Source organism: Methylobacterium sp. AC433 (genome assembly GCF_979253015.1).
The window spans coordinates 73859-90729 of sequence record NZ_CEEDBN010000006.1; the positions used below are offsets into that span (position 1 = coordinate 73859).

The following is a 16871-nucleotide window of genomic DNA, read 5'->3' on the forward strand; positions in this document are numbered from 1 at the left end:
TTGTATGACCCAATTCACTCTCAGCGACCTCGAAGCCCTCGTCGCGGATCGCGCGACAGCCACGCCCGAGTCCTCCTACACCGCGAAGCTCCTGGCCGGCGGGCCGGCCAAGCCCGCAAAGAAGCTCGGTGAGGAAGCGGTCGAGGCGGCGATCGCGGCCGTCCAGGGCGACCGCGCGGGCCTCGTCGCCGAAGCGGCGGACGTCCTGTACCACCTCATGGTCGTGCTGCGGGGCGGCGGCATTCCTCTGGCGGAGGTGATGGCCGAGCTCGAGCGGCGCACGGCGCAGAGCGGGATCGCCGAGAAGGCTTCCCGGAGCCCCGCGTGAACGCCGAGCCACCCTTCTCCGTGTCGCCCTTGGTCGTGCCCCCCTTGGCGGTCGGCCGGGCCGAGCGGCTGCCAGCCCAGGGCCAGGATCCGGTCACCGGCCAGGGTTCCGAGCGGCTGTCGCCCTACCGTCTCTTCACCCGCGAGGAATGGGCGCAGCTGCGTGCCGATACGCCCCTCACCCTGGCGGCGGAGGAGGTGTCGCGCCTGCAATCCCTCAACGATCCGATCTCGGTCGAGGAGGTGGAGGCGATCTACTTGCCGCTCTCGCGCCTGCTCTCGCTCTACGTCGCGGCGACACAAGGGCTGTTCAAGGCGACACAGCGCTTTCTGCTGGCCGAGCACGAGACCAAGGTCCCCTACATCATCGGCCTCGCCGGGTCCGTGGCCGTGGGCAAATCGACATCCGCCCGCGTGCTCGCGGCCCTGCTAGCGCGCTGGCCGAACACCCCGAAGGTCGACCTGATCACCACCGATGGGTTCCTCCTGCCCAACGCCGAGTTGAAGCGGATGGACGCGATGGAGCGGAAGGGCTTTCCCGAGAGCTACGACACCGCCGCGCTGTTGCGCTTCCTCACCGACATCAAGGCGGGCAAGAAGCGGGTCGCGGCTCCCCTCTACTCCCACCTCGTCTACGACGTGATGCAGGGCGAGGAACGGATCATCGAGTCGCCCGACATTCTCATCGTCGAGGGCCTGAACGTCCTGCAGCCGGCGCGCCTGCCGCGCGACGGGACCGCGATCCCGTTCGTCTCCGACTTCTTCGACTTCTCGATCTACCTCGACGGACACGAGGACGACCTGCACCGCTGGTACGTCAACCGCTTCCTGCGCCTGCGGCAGACCGCTTTCCGCGATCCGCTGTCCTACTTCCGCAAGTATGCCGAGGTGACGGAGGCCGAGGCGATCGAGATCGCCGACACGCTGTGGACGACGATCAACCTGCCGAACCTGCGGGACAACATCCTGCCGACCCGGCAGCGGGCCAGCCTGATCCTCGCCAAGGGGGCCAGTCACCGCATCGAGTCGGTGGCGCTGCGCCGGCTCTGACGGCGCCGACGCTTCGGAGCACTAGTTCAGCGGATAGGCCGCCTCGACCACGTAGGGGCCGCCCCCTTTCGATTCCCGCGCCGAGAACAGCGCCAGCCGCTCGGCCGTAAAGGTGAGGGGCGTGAACAGGCCGCGCTCGCCCAGATAGGCGGCGACATCCTCCGCACCGGCCTCTCGGCGCAGGCGGGCGAGGGTGACGTGGGGCGTGAACTTGCGCCGCTCCGGCTCCGCCCCTGCCTGGCGGGCCAAGCGTTCCTGCTCGGACTGGAGATCGAGAAGCTCCGGGGTCGGCGTCACCGTGGCGAGGATTGCGCGGGGCTTGTCACCGCCGAAGCTCGCCAGGCCGTCGAGACTCACGGCGAATGGGGGCCGGGGCCGCGCCTCGATCAGCCGCTCGTGCAGCCTCTCGGCGACCTCGATCTCGACGTCTCCGAGGAAGCGCAGGGTGATGTGGTAGTCCGAGGGCTCGATCCAGCGGCTTCCGGGCAGGGCTCCACGCTTCAGCGCCAGCGCCCGGCCGATTTCGGGTGGGATCTCAAGTCCGGTGAACAGGCGCGGCATGGATTCAGCGGGCCTGCGGCTTGAGGCGGTCGAGAAAGGTCTCGACGGTCGGCAGCATCGCGGCCACGATCGTCTCGACGCCCTTCGCATTCGGATGGAGCCCGTCGTCCAGGTGGGCCTGCCGGTCGCCGACGATGCCGTCGAGGAAGAACGGGTAGAGGACGAGACCATAGCTCTTGGCGAGGTCGGGATAGATCGCGTCGAAGCGCGCCACGTAGTCCGGCCCGAGGTTGGGCGAGGCCTTCATCCCGGCGAGGAGGACCGGGATGCCGCGTGCCTTCAGCCGGGCAATCATCGCATCGAGGGCCTTGCGGGTCACGGCAGGATCGGTGCCGCGCAGCATGTCGTTGGCGCCGAGCTCGAGGATGACGCCGTCGGTACTATCCGGGATCGACCAGTCGAGGCGGTCGAGTCCGCCCGTGCTGGTATCGCCCGAGACGCCTGCATTCGCCACCGAGACGGCACGTCCGCGCGCCTTCAGGGCCCGCTCCAGCACGACCGGGAAGGCCGCGTTCGCGGGCAGGCGATATCCGGCGGTCAAGCTGTCGCCGAATGCCACCAGCTTCACGGGCGGTGCATCCGGCGAAGCGTTCAAGGGCAGGATGCCAGGGCCGAGTGCGGCAAAGAGCGTCATCAGAACGGCGAGGCCGAAAGCGGCATGGCGCGCCGCGCGCAGGCGGACCATATCGGCGAGGCGTGAGACTCCACACAGACCCATTCGATCAAGACCCCGACCCTTGCATTCACGTCGCCCGCATCCGTCATGATGCCAGCTGCTCACAGATCGGTCGCCCGTTGAAGTCCGACAACCCCACCGCGCCGACGGCGCAGACCATCGCCCTGTCCGACATCGACCTGAGCCTGGGCCGCGGCGCGGCCCGCGTCCACGTGTTGCGGGGGATCTCCCTCGACGTCGCGGCGGGCGAGGCGGTGGGTCTCGTAGGTCCCTCCGGCTCCGGCAAGTCGACCCTGCTGATGGTCATGGCCGGCCTGGAGCGGCCCGATGCGGGCCGCATCGTCGTGGAGGGCACCGACCTCGGAAGCCTCGACGAGGACGCCCTGGCGCGCTTTCGCGGGCGCCGCATCGGCATCGTGTTCCAGGCCTTCCACCTCGTGCCGACGATGACGGCCCTGGAGAACGTGGCGCTACCCCTCGAACTCGCGGACCAGCCCGATGCCCATCGGCGGGCACAGGCCGAGCTGGAGGCGGTCGGCCTCGGTCACCGCCTGCACCACTATCCGGCGCAACTCTCGGGAGGCGAGCAGCAGCGCGTCGCCATTGCCCGCGCCATCGCGCCCGACCCGGCGATTCTCGTGGCCGACGAGCCAACCGGCAACCTCGACGAGGTGACCGGACGGCAGATCGTCGACCTGCTCTTCGCGTTGAAGCGAGACCGCGGCGCGACTCTCGTCCTCGTGACTCACGATCCCGGCCTCGCGCGCCTCTGCGATCGCACCGTTCGCCTCCGCTCCGGCCGGGTCGAAGCGCCGGTGCCAGTCGAGGCCTGATCCGATGCACGGGACCCTGCCCAAGCCGAGCGCCCGTTCTTCGCGCAGCCTCGTCCCGCTGACCCTGCGCCTCGCCCTCCGCGAGTTGCGCGGCGGGCTGGCGGGCTTCACCGTATTCCTCGCCTGCATCGCCCTCGGCGTCGCGGCGATCGCCGGCGTCGCCTCGATCTCGCGCTCGCTCACCGAAGGCCTCGGCCGGGAGGGCGCGCGCATCCTCGGCGGCGACCTCACCTACAGCCTGATCAACCGGGAAGCGACGCCGGAAGAGCGCGCCGCCCTCGACGCGCAGGGCCGTGTTTCCGTGGTGACGACCTTGCGGGCCATGGCCGTAGCCGGCGAGACCGGGGCGGCCCTCATCGAGCTGAAAGCGGTGGGCGCCGACTATCCCATCACCGGCGAACTCGTCACCGATCCCGCTCAGCCCCTCGCGGATCTCCTGGCCGAGCGCGATGGTGCCGCGGGTGCGGTCGCCGACTCGGCTCTGCTGACCCGCCTCGACCTGAAGGTCGGTGACCGCATCACGATCGCGGGACGGCCCTTCGTCATCCGCGCCACCCTGGTGTCGGAGCCGGATCGCATCGCCAACGGCATCGGCTTCGGCCCACGGGTGCTGATCACGCACGACGCCCTGGCCGCCTCGGGTCTGATCCGTCCCGGCAGCCTGAACCGCTGGAGCTACCGGCTCCAAACTCCAGGCAATGCCGATGCCGACCTCGAGGCGCGCGCGGCCGCCATCGCCAAGGCAGTGCCGGACGCCGGCTGGGAGATGCGGGCCCGCACCAACGCCGATCCGCGCTTCGCCAAGAGCATCGAGCGCTTCACGCAGTTCCTCACCCTGGTCGGCCTGACAGCGCTGATCGTCGGCGGGGTCGGGGTCGCCAATGCCGTCGCGGCCTTCGTCGAGCGCAAGCGCGGCTCCATCGCCACCTTGAAGAGCGTCGGTGCGCCGGGCGGACAGGTCGTCGTCCTCTACCTGACCCAGGTCCTCCTGATCGCGGGCCTCGGCATCGCGATCGGCCTGATAGTCGGGGCGCTGCTCCCCTTCGGCCTCGACGCGCTGTTCCACGACGCCCTGCCGCTGCCGCTCAACCCAACGATCGCACCTGGCGAGCTCAGCCTCGCGGCGGCCTACGGCTTCCTGACGGCGCTCGCCTTCGCCATCCTGCCCCTGGGTCGCGCCCACGACATTCCCGTCTCGGGCCTCTTCCGGGACGTGGTCGATCCCGGCTCTGCCCGTACCCGCCTGCGCTATCGCCTGATCCTGGCAGCCGCCCTCGCGGGGCTCGTCGGACTGGCGCTGATCACCGCCTTCGACCGACGTCTGGCGCTCATCTTCATCGTCGCCGCCGGTCTCGCCTTCGGGCTCCTGCGCCTTGTCGCCCTCGGGGTGATGGGTGCGGCACGGCGCCTGCCCCGACCGCGCCTGGCGGCCCCCCGCATGGCCCTGGCGAACCTGCACCGCCCGGGGGCGCTCACCCCCGCCATCGTGCTCTCCCTCGGACTCGGCGTGACCCTCCTGGTGACCCTGAGCCTCATCGACGCCAATGTCCGGCGAACGCTGACGAACTCCCTGCCCGCCAAGGCGCCCAACCTGTTCTTCCTCGACATCCCGTCGAGTGACGCGGATGCCTTCCACGCCTTCCTCGGCGGCCTGTCGCCCGGGGCGAAGATCGAGCGTGTTCCGATGATGCGCGGGCGGATCACCGCCCTGAACGGCGTTCCGGCCGGCGAGATCAGGGCGCCGGAGGATGCCGCCTGGGTTCTCGACGGCGACCGGGGCATCACCTACGCCGACGATCTGCCGGAGGGCTCGTCATTGGTCTCGGGCTCGTGGTGGAACGCCGAAGAGGCGCGCACGCCGCTCGTCTCCTTCGACGCGGAGCTCGCGGGCAAGCTCGACCTCTCGGTCGGCAGCACGGTCACGGTCAATGTCCTGGGACGGACGCTGACGGCCAAGATCGCCAACCTGCGCAAGGTCGAGTGGCGCTCACTTGGGATCAACTTCGTGATGGTGTTCTCGCCTGGGACCTTCCGGGGGGCGCCCCATTCGGATCTGGCGACCCTCACCCTGCCGAACGGCCCCGATGCGAAGGCCGAGGCAGCAATTCTTCGTGATGTGGCAAAGGCTTACCCATCCGTCACCAGCGTGCGGGTGAAGGAGGCTCTGGAAGCGGTGAGCGACATCGTGGCCAAGCTGGTCCTGGCCATCCGGGGCGCCAGCGGCATCGCCGTGGTGGCGAGCCTGTTCGTGCTGGCCGGCGCCCTGGCCGCCGGCCACCGAGCCAGGCTCTACGACGCGGTGGTGCTCAAGACATTGGGGGCCACGCGGGGTCGGCTGCTCGCGGCCTACACCCTCGAATACGGCGCCCTCGGCCTCGCCACCGCGATCTTCGGCCTCGCCGCAGGCACCCTGGCGGGCTGGGTCATCGTCACCCGGGTGATGAAGCTCGAATTCACCCTAGACCTGTCGGGCGCCATTCTCGCGGCGACCCTCGCGGTCGCCTTCGCGATCGTCCTCGGTCTCGCCGGAACCTGGCGCATCCTCGGCCAGAAACCGGCGCCGTATCTGCGCCAGTTCTGAGCGGAATGGTCACAGCACCTCGATGCCGGCCGTTCCCGCGTCGGCGTAACGCGCGCCGGCGACCGCGCCGGGGCTGAACAGGTCGTCGAGCGCGGCGATCTCGGCCGCCGTCAGCGCGAGGTCCATCGCCGCCGCGTTCTCCGCGAGGCGGGCGACCCGCCGCGTGCCCGGGATCGGCACCACCCCCGGCGCCTTGTCGACCAGCCAGGCGAGAGCGATCTGGGCTGGACTGGCGCCCCGGCGGGCCGCGATGGCAGCGAGACCGTCGAGGAGGGCCTGGTTCCGGGCCAGGGCATCGGCCTGGAAGCGCGGATTGCCCCTGCGGAAATCGTTCGCCGCGAGCTGCGCCGGATCCAACCCCCCGGTGAGGAAGCCGCGCCCGAGCGGTGCGTATGCCACGAAGGTGACGTCGAGGTCGCGGCAGGTCTGCAGCATTCCGTCCTCGGACGCCCGGCTCCACAGGGAGTATTCGCTCTGGACCGCCGCGATCGGATGGATGGCGTGGGCGGCCCGCAGGGTTTCGGGAGAGACCTCGGACAGGCCGAGTCCACGCACCTTGCCCTGCTCGACCAGGCGCGCCATCGCGCCGATCGTCTCGGCCAGCGGGGTCTCCGGATTGCGGCGGTGGCAGTAGTAGAGATCGAGGGTCTCGACGCCGAGCCGGGTCAGCGACGCCTCGCAGGCCGCGGTCAGATAGGCCGGCGTGTTGTCGATCCGCCGCTTTGCGCTGTCGTCCGGGCTGTTGGATGGGCGGACGATGCCGAATTTGGTGGCGAGCACGACCCGGTCGCGGCGGCCCTTCAGGAAGCGGCCGAGCAGGGTCTCGTTGTGGCCGAGGCCGTAGGTATCGGCGGTGTCGAGGAAATCGTAGCCGAGGTCGAGGGCCGCGGCGAGGGCGTCGAGGGATTCCGTCTCGTCGGAGGAGCCGTAGAATTCCGACATCCCCATGCAGCCGAGGCCGGGGACGGACACGGTGAGGCCGGTCTGGCCGAGAGGACGTCGTTGCATGGAGGCTCCTGGATCCGCGGTTCGCCGCAATGATGTGCCACGCCGGACGAAGGGCGATAAGATCAACACTCCTGGACGAACCGTTGAGCGGGGTTCATCAATGCAGCGGGCCGATCTGGCCGACCTCTCCGTGTTCGCGGCCATCGCCCGGCACGGCAGCTTCCGGCGGGCCGCCCTCGATCTCGGCGTCTCCACCTCCGCGCTGAGCCATGCCCTGCGGGGACTGGAGACCCGGATGGGCGTGCGGCTGCTCCATCGCACCACCCGGAGCGTCGCCCCGACCGAGGCCGGGGCGGCCCTGCTCGCGCGAATCGGGCCGGCCCTGGACGAGATCGCCGAGGCTGTCGGCGCGGCGGGCGCGTTCCGCGAGACCCTGGGCGGCGCCCTGCGCATCAACGCCCCGCGCTCGGCCTGCCGGTTCGTCCTGATGCCGCTGGTGGCGCGCTACCTCGCCCGGCATCCGGGGGTCCGCGTCGAGGTCGTGGCGGACGACGCGCTGACCGACATGGTCGCCGGCGGCTTCGATGCCGGAATCCGCTTCGGGGAGCATCTGGCCGGCGACATGATCGCGGTGCCGCTCGGGGGGCCGCAGCGCTTCGCGCTGGTGGGCGCCCCCGCCTACCTGGCCGGCCGCGCGTCGCCCACGAATCCGGCCGACCTCGCCGGTCACCGCTGCATCCGGCAACGCTTTCCCGGCGGCGCGATCTATCGCTGGGAGCTCGGGAAGGACGGGCGGGACGTGACGGTGTCCGTCGACGGTCCGCTCATCGTCAACGATCAGGAGATGATCGTGCAAGCGGCCCTCGCGGGCCTCGGCCTCGGCCTGGTGTTCGAGGACGGCGTCGGCGACCACCTCGCATCCGGGCGCCTGTTGCGGCTGATGCCGGATTGGTGCCCGACCTTCCCCGGCCTGTTCCTGTACCATGCCGGCCGGCGCCAGATCCCGCCGCCGCTGCAGGCCTTCATCGACCTCGTGCGGCGGCCCCGGACCGAGCCTACGGCCACACCTTGATCGCCAGGTCGCGCCGCAGAAGATCTCGGTCGGAGGTGATGGTGCAGCCCTCGGTGCGCAGCGTCACGTAGGTGAGGAAGGCCGCGTCGCCGGTATCGTCGAAGTTGCGGCCCCGGGCCTCGGGATCGAGCAGGGACGGATAGGCGATGAGCCCGCCGGGCGCCCGGCAGGGATCGTCGTACAGGGTGGCGCCGGCCAGGAGCAGGCGCGGCGTGTCCCAGGCCAGGAGGTCGCGGGAGGTCGTCCAGTAGAAGCCGGATTGCGGGAAGCCGGTCCCGGCCTTGGCCATGAAGACCGCGATCCAGGCGCCGCTGCCCCGGTGGCGCGCCACGGCGCCCACCGGGGTCGGAAACGGCGCCACCGGCGCGCAGGTCGCCGCCCCCTTCACCGGCTTCGCGTAGGGGTCCGGGAAGGCCGCCGTGTAGCCGGTGCCCGTCCAGGCCCGCCAGCTCGCCGGATCGGCCGGGTCGCGCGTGCGGAACAGGCAGACGCCGGCGGATTGGTCGCTCCCCGGCAGGGTCCAGCCGGTGGTGGAGGCGAGGAAGTAGCGCCAGGTCCCGTCCGAGACGATGTTCGACGGGTTGAAGAATCCGCGGTGGCTGCCCTGTCCGACCTCCTGGCGGAAGGGCGCGCCCGCGACGACCACCGGCGGCGCCGCGCGGGTGAAGCTGCGTCCGCCATCGGTCGAAGCGGCCGCCACCACGCTGTTGTACCAGCACGCCATGTAGTCCTTCGCCCGGCAGCGGCCCGGATGCTCGTTGGCGCGGTACTCGTGATGGACGAGGGCCACGACGGCACGCCCGTCCTCGGTCCAGGTGGCGGTGATCCAGGAGGCGTCGTCGTAGGCGCCCGGGTCGGCCTTGCCGCCGGATTCGAGCACCACGGAACAGTCCAGCTTCAGGGCGTCGAGGCGGGGGCCGCGAAAGGCACGGTTGCGGTAATGCATGCCGAAGAGGGCGACCGCGCCGGAGGCCTCGCGGAAGGCGCGGGCCGAGGCGTCGGGCACGTCGACGCCGTCGCAGGCGTCGCGCCCGGCCTTGAACATCACCACCGGGGGGCCGACCAGGGTCAGGGCGGAGAGCGGCGGCTCCGGAGCGGCCCGCGCCGGGGCGGCGAGGCAGACGAGGCCGAGCAGGAGCCGGGCCGCGAGGGGGAGGGGGCGCGTCATCGGGGGTGCCTGGACATCGGCCGCAGATTGCGTTTTGAACCGTTACAGTTGGATTGTGCGCGCGCGTCCGCTCCCGGCCTTATCCACATCCGCCCGAACCCCCGTCGACCTCCCCGCGAAGGCCTTCCATGCTGATCCTCATCCTCGGGCTCGTGCTCTTCCTCGGCACGCACGCCTTCTCCATGGCGCGGGCGCGGCGGGCGCGGGTGATCGGTGAGGTCGGCGAGGGCCGCTACAAGCTCGCCTACACCCTGACCTCGCTCCTCGGCCTCGTGCTCATCGGCTACGGATTCCACCTCTATCGCGAGTCCGGCTACATCGCCGTGTGGGATCCGCCGGTCTGGACCCGCCACCTGGCCCTGCTCCTGACCGCCCTGGCCTTCGTCGCCCTGGCCTCCGCCTATCTGCCGGGGCACATCCGGGCGCGCGCCAAGCACCCGATGCTGCTGGCGGTCAAGATCTGGGCCACGGCGCACCTGTTGGCCAATGGTGACCTCGGCTCGATCCTGCTGTTCGGCAGCTTCCTCGCCTGGGCCGTCATCGCGCGGATCAGCGCGAAGCGCCGGGCGCTCGCCCCCGGCGCCGTGGTCGCGCAGCATGCCGGGCCCGCGGCGGCACCCGCCGGCTGGCGCAACGATGCCCTGGCGGTGGTGATCGGCCTCGCGGTCTGGTTCGCGTTCGCCCGCTACCTGCATCCGCTGCTGATCGGCGTCGCCGCCTGGCCGGGCCAGGCCTGAGGCACCTCCGCACCGACGCGCCGCGTCGAAGCCGGTCGCCAACGGCCCGCGCCTGTGATAGGCGCAGGCCTTCACCTTCATGCAGCGGCCGCTCGGTTCCCGATCGGCGTGAGACGACATGGCCGAAAACAACGAGTTCATCCGCGAGGTCAACGAGGACTATCGCCGCGATCAGGTCGCCGAGATCTGGCGCCGCTACAGCGGCGTGATCATCGCCCTCGCGATCCTCGTGGTGGCCGCCGTCGGCGGCTGGCGCTACTGGCAGCACGACCAGCGCGTGCGCGCCGAGGCCGCCTCCGAACGCTTCGAGGTCGCCAACCGCCTCGCCCGCGAGGGCAAGTCGGCGGAAGCCGACAAGGCCTTCGAGGCGATCGAGAGCGATGCGCCGTCGGGCTACGCCCTCCTGGCGCGCTTCCGCTCCGCCACCGAGACCGCCAAGCGGGATCCGAAGGCGGGTGCGGCCGAGTACGACGCGCTGGCCAACGACACCAAGGTGAGCACCGGCCTGCGCGACCTCGCCCGCCTGCGCTCGGCCCTGCTGCGCCTCGACGGCACGGAGCCCGACGCCGCCCTGGCGACGCTGCAGGGTCTCGCGGCCCCGAACGGCCCCTTCCGCCACACGGCCCGCGAGATGCTCGGCCTCGTCGCCCTGAAGCGGGGCGACTACGACGGCGCCGGCCGCTGGTTCGACCAGATCAACGCCGACCTGCAGACGCCGCAGAACCTGCGCCAGCGCATCGAGGTCTACGCGGCCCTGGTGGCCGGCGGACCCGTCGCCGTGACCGCCGCGGCGCCCGCCGCGCCGGCCGCTCCCCCCCCCGTCACGCGCTGAGCCCTCGACCCGCTTCTCACGGACGCCTGACTGAAACGAGCACACCATGGATATGCCGACCGTCGCGATCGTCGGACGGCCGAACGTCGGCAAGTCGACCCTGTTCAACCGCCTCGTGGGCAAGAAGCTCGCCCTGGTGGACGACCGTCCGGGCGTGACCCGCGACCGGCGCGAGGGCGACGTCAATTTCGGTGGTCTCGTCTTCCGCATCATCGACACCGCCGGCCTCGAGGAAGCCGATCCCGGCTCCCTGCTGGGCCGCATGCGGGCACAGACCGAGGCCGCGATCCTCGAGGCCGACGTGGTGCTGTTCGTCATCGACGCCCGCGCCGGCGTGCTGCCGGCCGACCAGCCCTTCGCCGAGATGGTGCGTCGCGCCGGCTGCCCGGTGATCCTCATCGCCAACAAGGCGGAAGGGGGCGCCGGCATGTCGGGCGCCTACGAGGCGTTCTCCCTCGGCCTCGGCGACCCGATCCCGTTCTCGGCCGAGCACGGCGAAGGCATCGGCGAGTTGCACGACGCCCTGATCGAATCGCTGCCGAAGCCCGACGACGAGGACGAGGAGTACGACGACGATCCCGCGAACCGCTCCCTCAAGGTCGCCATCGTCGGACGGCCCAATGCCGGCAAGTCGACCCTGATCAACCGGATGCTCGGCGAGGAACGCCTCCTCGTCGGTCCCGAGGCCGGCATCACCCGCGACTCGATCTCCCTCGACTGGGAGTGGCGCGGCCGCCGGATCAAGCTGCACGATACGGCGGGCATGCGCCGCAAAGCCCGCATCGACGACAAGCTCGAGAAGCTCGCCGTCTCGGACGGTCTGCGCGCCGTGCGCTTCGCCGAGGTGGTGGTGGTGCTCCTCGACGCCACGATCCCGTTCGAGAAGCAGGACCTGACCATCGTCGACCTGATCGAGAGCGAGGGCCGCGCCCTCGTGATCGGCCTCAACAAGTGGGATCTCGTCGCCGACCAGAACGGTCTCCTGAAGAAGCTGCGCGAGGATTGCACGCGCCTGCTGCCCCAGGTCCGCGGCGTCGCCGTGGTGCCGCTCTCGGGCCTCGCCGGCGAGGGCATCGACAAGCTGATGCAGGCGGTGACCAACGCCGAGTCGATCTGGAGCACCCGCATCTCCACCTCGCGGATCAACGACTGGCTGAGCGAGGCGCTGCAGCGCAATCCGCCCCCGGCAGTCTCGGGCCGCCGCATCAAGATCCGCTACGCCACCCAGGTGAAGAGCCGTCCGCCGCACTTCGCCCTGTTCGGCAACCAGCTCGATGGCCTGCCGAAATCCTACACCCGCTACCTCGTCAACGGCCTGCGCGAATCGTTCGAATTGCCGGGGACGCCGATCCGGCTCTCGCTCCGAACTTCGAAGAACCCGTTCGACCGGGAGAACAAGGGCTGAGGCCGGAGGCGGGCCTCAGCGCCGAGGCCTGGGGTCAGGCCGCTCCGCCCGTCGTCTCCGCCAGCCAATCCACGACGGCGTCGAGGGCCTGACGGTTCGAGGTGTCGCCGTTGCGGGTCGCCTCGAAGGTCGCGATCTGGCGCCCGGCACTGGTGCCGCGCTCGACGATGAGATGGGCCTGCGCGACTTCCCGTTCGCAGCCGAGGGCCGCGGCGTCTTCCGCGATGAGCGCGAGCAGGTTTTCGAGCGCCTGCGCGAAGGGCAGGGCCTCTTCGCTCGCCTCGTCGATCAGCTCCGCCTCGGTGCCGCTGCGCTGGGCGCGCCACAGGTTCTCCTGGGCGAGCGCCCGCGAGACGCCGTCGAGCCCGGCATCGAGGTCCGGCCGGCGCACCACGAGGCGGACGAGGCAGCGGTAGAGGGCCGCGATGGTGAGGGCGTCCTCCAGCCGGGTGCAGGAATCGGCGATGCGGAGCTCCAGGGTCGGGAACTTGATCGAGGGGCGGAGCGACCACCACAGGAAGCTCGCGTCCTGGATCGAGCCCGCCCGGGTCATGATGCGGACGTAGCGCTCGTAGGCGGCCTGATCGGCGAAGAGGTCCGGCAGGCCGGTGCGGGGCAGTTCGCCGAAGGCGCTGAGGCGATAGGCGCTGAGCCCCGTCGGCTTGCCCTGCCAGAACGGCGACGAGGCCGAGAGGGCGAGCAGCAGCGGCTGGTAGGGCAGGAGCCGGTTCATCAGGTCGACCCGGGCGTCGGGGTCGGGCACCTCCACGTGGACATGCATGCCGCAGATCAGGCTGCGGCGGCCGGCGAGGCCGACATCGCGCAGGATGCCGCGGTAGCGGTCGCCCTTGGTGGGCAGCTGGCGCGCCCAGTCCGCCACCGGATGGGTGCCGGCCGCGAAGACCAGGAGGCCGTGCTCGCGCCCGAGCTTGGCCAGGGCCGAGCGCTGGCGGGCGAGGACGTCGCGCGCCTGCGCGAAGTCGGTGGAGGGCGGCGTGCAGACCTCGACCTGGCACTGCAGCAATTCGCGCCCGATCTCGGGGAGTTCCTCGCCGGCCTGGACGTGGAAGGGCTTCACCGAGCGGCGCGGCGTGCCGCGCGTCTCGGCATCCGCCAGGAAGTATTCCTCCTCGATGCCGAAACGATAGGGAGTCGAGGTCATCGGGAGCCTTGTGGAATGGGTCGCTCCCCTCAACCCGTCAGGCGCCCGTTTGTGCCCGCGCCGGGCCACCGACGAGCCAGGCCGGGTCGAACCAGCGGTCGGCCTCGCCGTCATAGGGCAGCCGGGTGATGTCCCAGTGCTGGATGTACTTCGCGTAGACGTCCCAGACCGCGATGCCGCCGCCGACGAAGATCCGTCGTCCGGGATAGCGCGCCAGCACGGCCTCCGGGTCCTCGTGGCTGCGGATGACGTCGATGGTGCGGTCCTTGAACGCGAAGTCCGGCACCGACGCGATCGTCTTCGGCCCGGCGATCAGGACGTGCCCCATGGTGACGGCGAAGAACCGCGTCACGTCCTCGACGAAGAGCGGGTCGGTGTTGCCCTCCCAGGGCAGGTGCCCGTTGAGGCCGAGCTGTCCGCGAAGGCCGATGGCGCAGATGCAGCGAACGTCGATCATGGGCGTCTCGGGGAGCGGGGAGGCGGGACGGCGTCCGGCGTCAGCACGCCATCTGCGGCGTCAGGATGCGGTCGCTCGGGAAGTCGTAGATCTTGCCGGATTCCGCGAAGTCCGGGCTCGCGAGGCGCACGAAGTGCGGCGCGAGGTCGTCCGGGGTCTTCAGGGTCATCTCGTCCTCGCCCGGCATCGCCGCCTTGCGCATCGCGGTCCGCAGGGGGCCGGGGTTGAGCAGCATGGCCCGCACGGGCGTCGTGGCCGTCTCCGCCGCATAGGTGCGGACCAGCGCGTCGAGGGCTGCCTTGGAGACCGAGTAGGGTCCCCAATAGGCCCGGCACTTCTGCGCGGCGCCGGAGGTGACGAAGATGGCCCGGCCCGCATCGGAGGCCCGCAGCAGCGGATCGAACGAGCGGATCAGGCGGTAATTCGCCGTCACGTTGATCTCCATCACCTGCGCCCAGGTCTTCGGCGTCACGTGCCCGATTGGCGTCAGGTTGCCGAGGATGCCGGCATTGCCGACCAGGATGTCGAGCCGCTTCCAGCGCTCGTGGATGCCCGCACCCAGGCGGTCGATGGCGTCGTAATCCGTCAGGTCGAGGGGCACGAGGGTGGCGCTCCCGCCGACGCCCCGGATGGCGTCGTCGAGCTCCTCCAATCCCCCTTGCGTCCGGGCGACGGCGACGATGTGGGCGCCGGCCTCCGCCAGGGCGAGGGCGGCGGCGCGCCCGATGCCGCGCGAGGCGCCGGTGACGACGGCGAGGCGGCCGGCGAGCGGCTGGGTCGGGCTGGTCATCCTGCGCTCAATCGGCTTCGGCGAGCATGGCGAGGCGGCGCGGACCGGCGATGGCGAGGTCGGTCAGGCCGGTCGGGTAGTCGCCGGTGAAGCAATGGTCGGTGTATTGCGGGCAGGCCTCGTCGCGGCGCGCCTCGCCCATGGCCTTGTAGAGCCCGTCGATGGACAGGAAGGCCAGCGAATCGGCGCCGATGTAGCGGCGCATGCCCTCGAGGTCGTGGGTGGCCGCGAGCAGCTTCTCCCGCTCCGGCGTGTCGATGCCGTAGAAGTCCGGGTAGGTGATCGGCGGCGAGGCGATCCGGAAATGCACCTCGCGGGCGCCGGCCTCGCGCATCATGCGCACGATCTTCACCGAGGTGGTGCCGCGCACGAGGCTGTCGTCGACCAGCACGATGCGCTTGCCCTCCACCACCGCCCGGTTGGCCGAGTGCTTCATGCGCACGCCGAGCTCGCGCACCGACTGGGTCGGCTGGATGAAGGTGCGCCCGACATAGTGGTTGCGGATGATGCCCATCTCGAAGGGCAGGCCGGTCTCCTGCGCGAAGCCCAGCGCCGCCGGCACGCCCGAATCCGGCACCGGGATGACCACGTCGGCGGCGGTCGCCGATTCTCGGGCGAGCTCGTGGCCGATGTTCTTGCGCACGGCGTAGACGCTCTTGCCGTTCACCACCGAATCCGGCCGGGCGAAGTAGATGTACTCGAAGATGCACGGGCGCATCGGCTGCGCCGGGGCGAAGCGGATCGACTCGATGCCCTCTTCCGAGATCACCACGATCTCGCCGTTCTCGACGTCGCGGATGAACTTGGCGCCGATGATGTCGAGCGCGCAGGTCTCGGAGGCGAGGATGTAGCGGCCGTCGAGCTCGCCGAGCACCAGGGGGCGGATGCCCAGGGGATCGCGGGCGCCGATGAGCTTCTTGTTGGTCAGGGCCACGATGGCGTAGGCGCCCTCGATCTGGCGCAGGGCCTCGGTGAAGCGCTCGACGATGCGCGGCGCCCGGGAGCGCGCGGCGAGGTGCAGGATCACCTCGGTGTCGGAGGTCGACTGGGTGATCGCGCCGTCGCGCACGAGATCGCGGCGGATCGACAGGGCGTTGGTCAGGTTGCCGTTATGGGCGACGGCGAGGCCGCCGCTGGCGAGCTCGGCGAAGAGCGGCTGCACGTTGCGCAGGATGGTGCCGCCGGTGGTGGAGTAGCGGACGTGGCCGATGGCGGCCGGGCCTTCGAGGTGCTCGATGGTCGAGCGGTCCGAGAACGAATCGCCGACGAGGCCGGGCCTGCGCTCGGAATGGAACACGGCGCCGTCGAAGGAGACGATGCCGGCCGCCTCCTGGCCGCGATGCTGCAGGGCGTGCAGGCCGAGGGCGACGATGGCGGAGGCATCCGGATGGCCGAAGATGCCGAAGACGCCGCATTCCTCGCGCAGCGTATCGCCGTCGCGGTCGAGCCCGTCCACGACCTCGACGGGGGGGCGGGCGCTCGACTTGGCTACAGACATGATGATGTCGTTCCCTGCTTGGCCCCGCACGAATCCCCGCCCAGGCACCGTCAAGAAGCCGTCATGTAATCGGCCTTCGCGCCGCAACCAAGCGCGCGGCGACGCAGGTCAGCGTCGCGGGGCGGGCGTGGCTGGCGCCTCGGTGCGGCGCTGGGCCGGGATTTCGCCCTCCGGCGGCTCGACGGGGTCGGCCGGCGCCTCGCCCTTCGGCTTCTTGAACTGCTTGAGCAGACCTTCCGGATTCTCCGGCAGCTGCGCCACCAGGGCGTCGCCGGACTTCTCCAGCATCGGCCGGCTGCGGGCCTCCGAGGCCCAGGGCGGCATCTTGCCCTGCACCAGCCAGGCCAGGAACACCCAGCCGATCACGCAGATCAGGAAGCCGCGGCCGGCCCCGAACAGGAAGCCCAGCGACCGGTCGATCGCGCCGATGCGCGAATCGAGGATCATGTCCGACACCTTCACGGTGATGATGGACACCACGATCAGCGTCACGAGGAAGATCGCGGCGATCGAGGCCACCAGGGCGACGGTGGCGTTCGTCACATGCTGGCTGACGGTGGGCAGCAGCAGCGGATGGAATTTCCAGGCGATGGCGGCGGCCGCGACCCAGGCGATGATGGCGAGCACCTCGCGGGTCGCACCGCGCACGGCAGCCAACAGCGCCGAGACCACGACGATACCCAGCACGACGAGATCGAGAACGGAGAACGGCATCTCTGACGATTGTCACTTCATGGGGCGGAGCGGCGACGATGATCGGATCGTGCGGCTTCC

17 protein-coding genes are annotated in these 16871 nt (G+C 70.7%); 8 read left to right on the plus strand and 9 right to left on the minus strand.

Annotated features, from left to right (window positions below):
• Positions 1 to 4: 4 nt before the first annotated feature.
• On the plus strand, positions 5 to 328 hold the full coding sequence (locus tag AC0IWM_RS11230; RefSeq protein ID WP_056467460.1) for a phosphoribosyl-ATP diphosphatase: 324 nt from the start codon (positions 5 to 7) through the stop codon (positions 326 to 328).
• A 68-nt stretch (positions 329 to 396) separates the two neighbouring features.
• Complete coding sequence (gene coaA / locus AC0IWM_RS11235) at positions 397 to 1377, plus strand: type I pantothenate kinase (protein WP_471755244.1); 981 nt, start codon at positions 397 to 399, stop codon at positions 1375 to 1377.
• A 21-nt stretch (positions 1378 to 1398) separates the two neighbouring features.
• Here the strand turns inward: coaA and thpR are convergent, their stop codons facing one another.
• Both thpR and AC0IWM_RS11245 read right to left on the minus strand, forming a co-directional pair.
• Complete coding sequence (gene thpR, locus AC0IWM_RS11240; RefSeq protein WP_471754975.1) at positions 1399 to 1938, minus strand: RNA 2',3'-cyclic phosphodiesterase; 540 nt, start codon at positions 1936 to 1938, stop codon at positions 1399 to 1401.
• 4 nt (positions 1939 to 1942) lie between these two features.
• On the minus strand, positions 1943 to 2572 hold the full coding sequence (locus tag AC0IWM_RS11245; RefSeq protein WP_471755246.1) for an arylesterase: 630 nt from the start codon (positions 2570 to 2572) through the stop codon (positions 1943 to 1945).
• A 161-nt stretch (positions 2573 to 2733) separates the two neighbouring features.
• Here AC0IWM_RS11245 and AC0IWM_RS11250 point away from each other — a divergent pair, with 161 nt between their 5' ends.
• Together AC0IWM_RS11250 and AC0IWM_RS11255 are read left to right on the plus strand one after the other, a co-directional pair.
• Positions 2734 to 3447, plus strand: coding sequence for an ABC transporter ATP-binding protein (locus tag AC0IWM_RS11250; protein WP_471754977.1), 714 nt, complete (start codon positions 2734 to 2736; stop codon positions 3445 to 3447).
• Positions 3448 to 3451: 4 nt separating this feature from the next.
• The gene (locus AC0IWM_RS11255) at positions 3452 to 6028 is read left to right on the plus strand and encodes an ABC transporter permease (protein ID WP_471754979.1); all 2577 of its coding nucleotides are present in this window, start codon (positions 3452 to 3454) and stop codon (positions 6026 to 6028) included.
• 9 nt (positions 6029 to 6037) lie between these two features.
• Here the strand turns inward: AC0IWM_RS11255 and AC0IWM_RS11260 are convergent, their stop codons facing one another.
• The gene (locus AC0IWM_RS11260) at positions 6038 to 7036 is read right to left on the minus strand and encodes an aldo/keto reductase (RefSeq protein WP_471754981.1); all 999 of its coding nucleotides are present in this window, start codon (positions 7034 to 7036) and stop codon (positions 6038 to 6040) included.
• 100 nt (positions 7037 to 7136) lie between these two features.
• Between AC0IWM_RS11260 and AC0IWM_RS11265 the strand changes: the two genes are divergently transcribed.
• Positions 7137 to 8048 carry a LysR family transcriptional regulator gene (locus AC0IWM_RS11265; protein ID WP_471754983.1) on the plus strand — a complete coding sequence of 304 codons (912 nt, stop codon included), beginning with the start codon at positions 7137 to 7139 and terminating at the stop codon, positions 8046 to 8048.
• Here AC0IWM_RS11265 and AC0IWM_RS11270 read toward each other — a convergent pair.
• Positions 8032 to 9216, minus strand: a complete 1185-nt coding sequence (locus AC0IWM_RS11270) for a hypothetical protein (RefSeq protein ID WP_471754985.1) — start codon at positions 9214 to 9216, stop codon at positions 8032 to 8034. The two genes, AC0IWM_RS11265 and AC0IWM_RS11270, sit on opposite strands and share 17 nt — an antisense overlap.
• 128 nt (positions 9217 to 9344) lie before the next feature.
• On the opposite strand from AC0IWM_RS11270, the gene AC0IWM_RS11275 reads away from it, so the two are divergent.
• The 3 genes from AC0IWM_RS11275 to der all read left to right on the plus strand — a co-directional run bounded on the left by AC0IWM_RS11275 (position 9345) and on the right by der (position 12190).
• Complete coding sequence (locus tag AC0IWM_RS11275) at positions 9345 to 9953, plus strand: NnrU family protein (protein ID WP_056467482.1); 609 nt, start codon at positions 9345 to 9347, stop codon at positions 9951 to 9953.
• A gap of 118 nt (positions 9954 to 10071) precedes the next feature.
• Positions 10072 to 10785 (plus strand): tetratricopeptide repeat protein, encoded by a 714-nt coding sequence (locus AC0IWM_RS11280; protein ID WP_056467485.1) that lies wholly within the window; start codon positions 10072 to 10074, stop codon positions 10783 to 10785.
• A gap of 46 nt (positions 10786 to 10831) precedes the next feature.
• A complete protein-coding gene (der, locus tag AC0IWM_RS11285; RefSeq protein ID WP_056467488.1) occupies positions 10832 to 12190 on the plus strand; it encodes a ribosome biogenesis GTPase Der in 1359 nt (452 codons plus the stop codon).
• A gap of 34 nt (positions 12191 to 12224) precedes the next feature.
• Here der and AC0IWM_RS11290 read toward each other — a convergent pair whose 3' ends face one another.
• From AC0IWM_RS11290 to AC0IWM_RS11310, 5 genes are all read right to left on the minus strand, one after another.
• Positions 12225 to 13352, minus strand: a complete 1128-nt coding sequence (locus tag AC0IWM_RS11290) for a carboxylate-amine ligase (protein WP_471754987.1) — start codon at positions 13350 to 13352, stop codon at positions 12225 to 12227.
• Positions 13353 to 13389: 37 nt separating this feature from the next.
• Positions 13390 to 13809, minus strand: a complete 420-nt coding sequence (locus AC0IWM_RS11295; protein ID WP_056467493.1) for a dihydrofolate reductase — start codon at positions 13807 to 13809, stop codon at positions 13390 to 13392.
• Positions 13810 to 13849: 40 nt separating this feature from the next.
• On the minus strand, positions 13850 to 14599 hold the full coding sequence (locus AC0IWM_RS11300) for an SDR family NAD(P)-dependent oxidoreductase (RefSeq protein WP_471754989.1): 750 nt from the start codon (positions 14597 to 14599) through the stop codon (positions 13850 to 13852).
• Between the two features lie 7 nt (positions 14600 to 14606).
• Positions 14607 to 16097, minus strand: a complete 1491-nt coding sequence (gene purF, locus AC0IWM_RS11305) for an amidophosphoribosyltransferase (protein ID WP_471754991.1) — start codon at positions 16095 to 16097, stop codon at positions 14607 to 14609.
• A gap of 108 nt (positions 16098 to 16205) precedes the next feature.
• Positions 16206 to 16811 carry a CvpA family protein gene (locus AC0IWM_RS11310; protein WP_056467503.1) on the minus strand — a complete coding sequence of 202 codons (606 nt, stop codon included), beginning with the start codon at positions 16809 to 16811 and terminating at the stop codon, positions 16206 to 16208.
• Positions 16812 to 16871 lie beyond the last annotated feature (60 nt).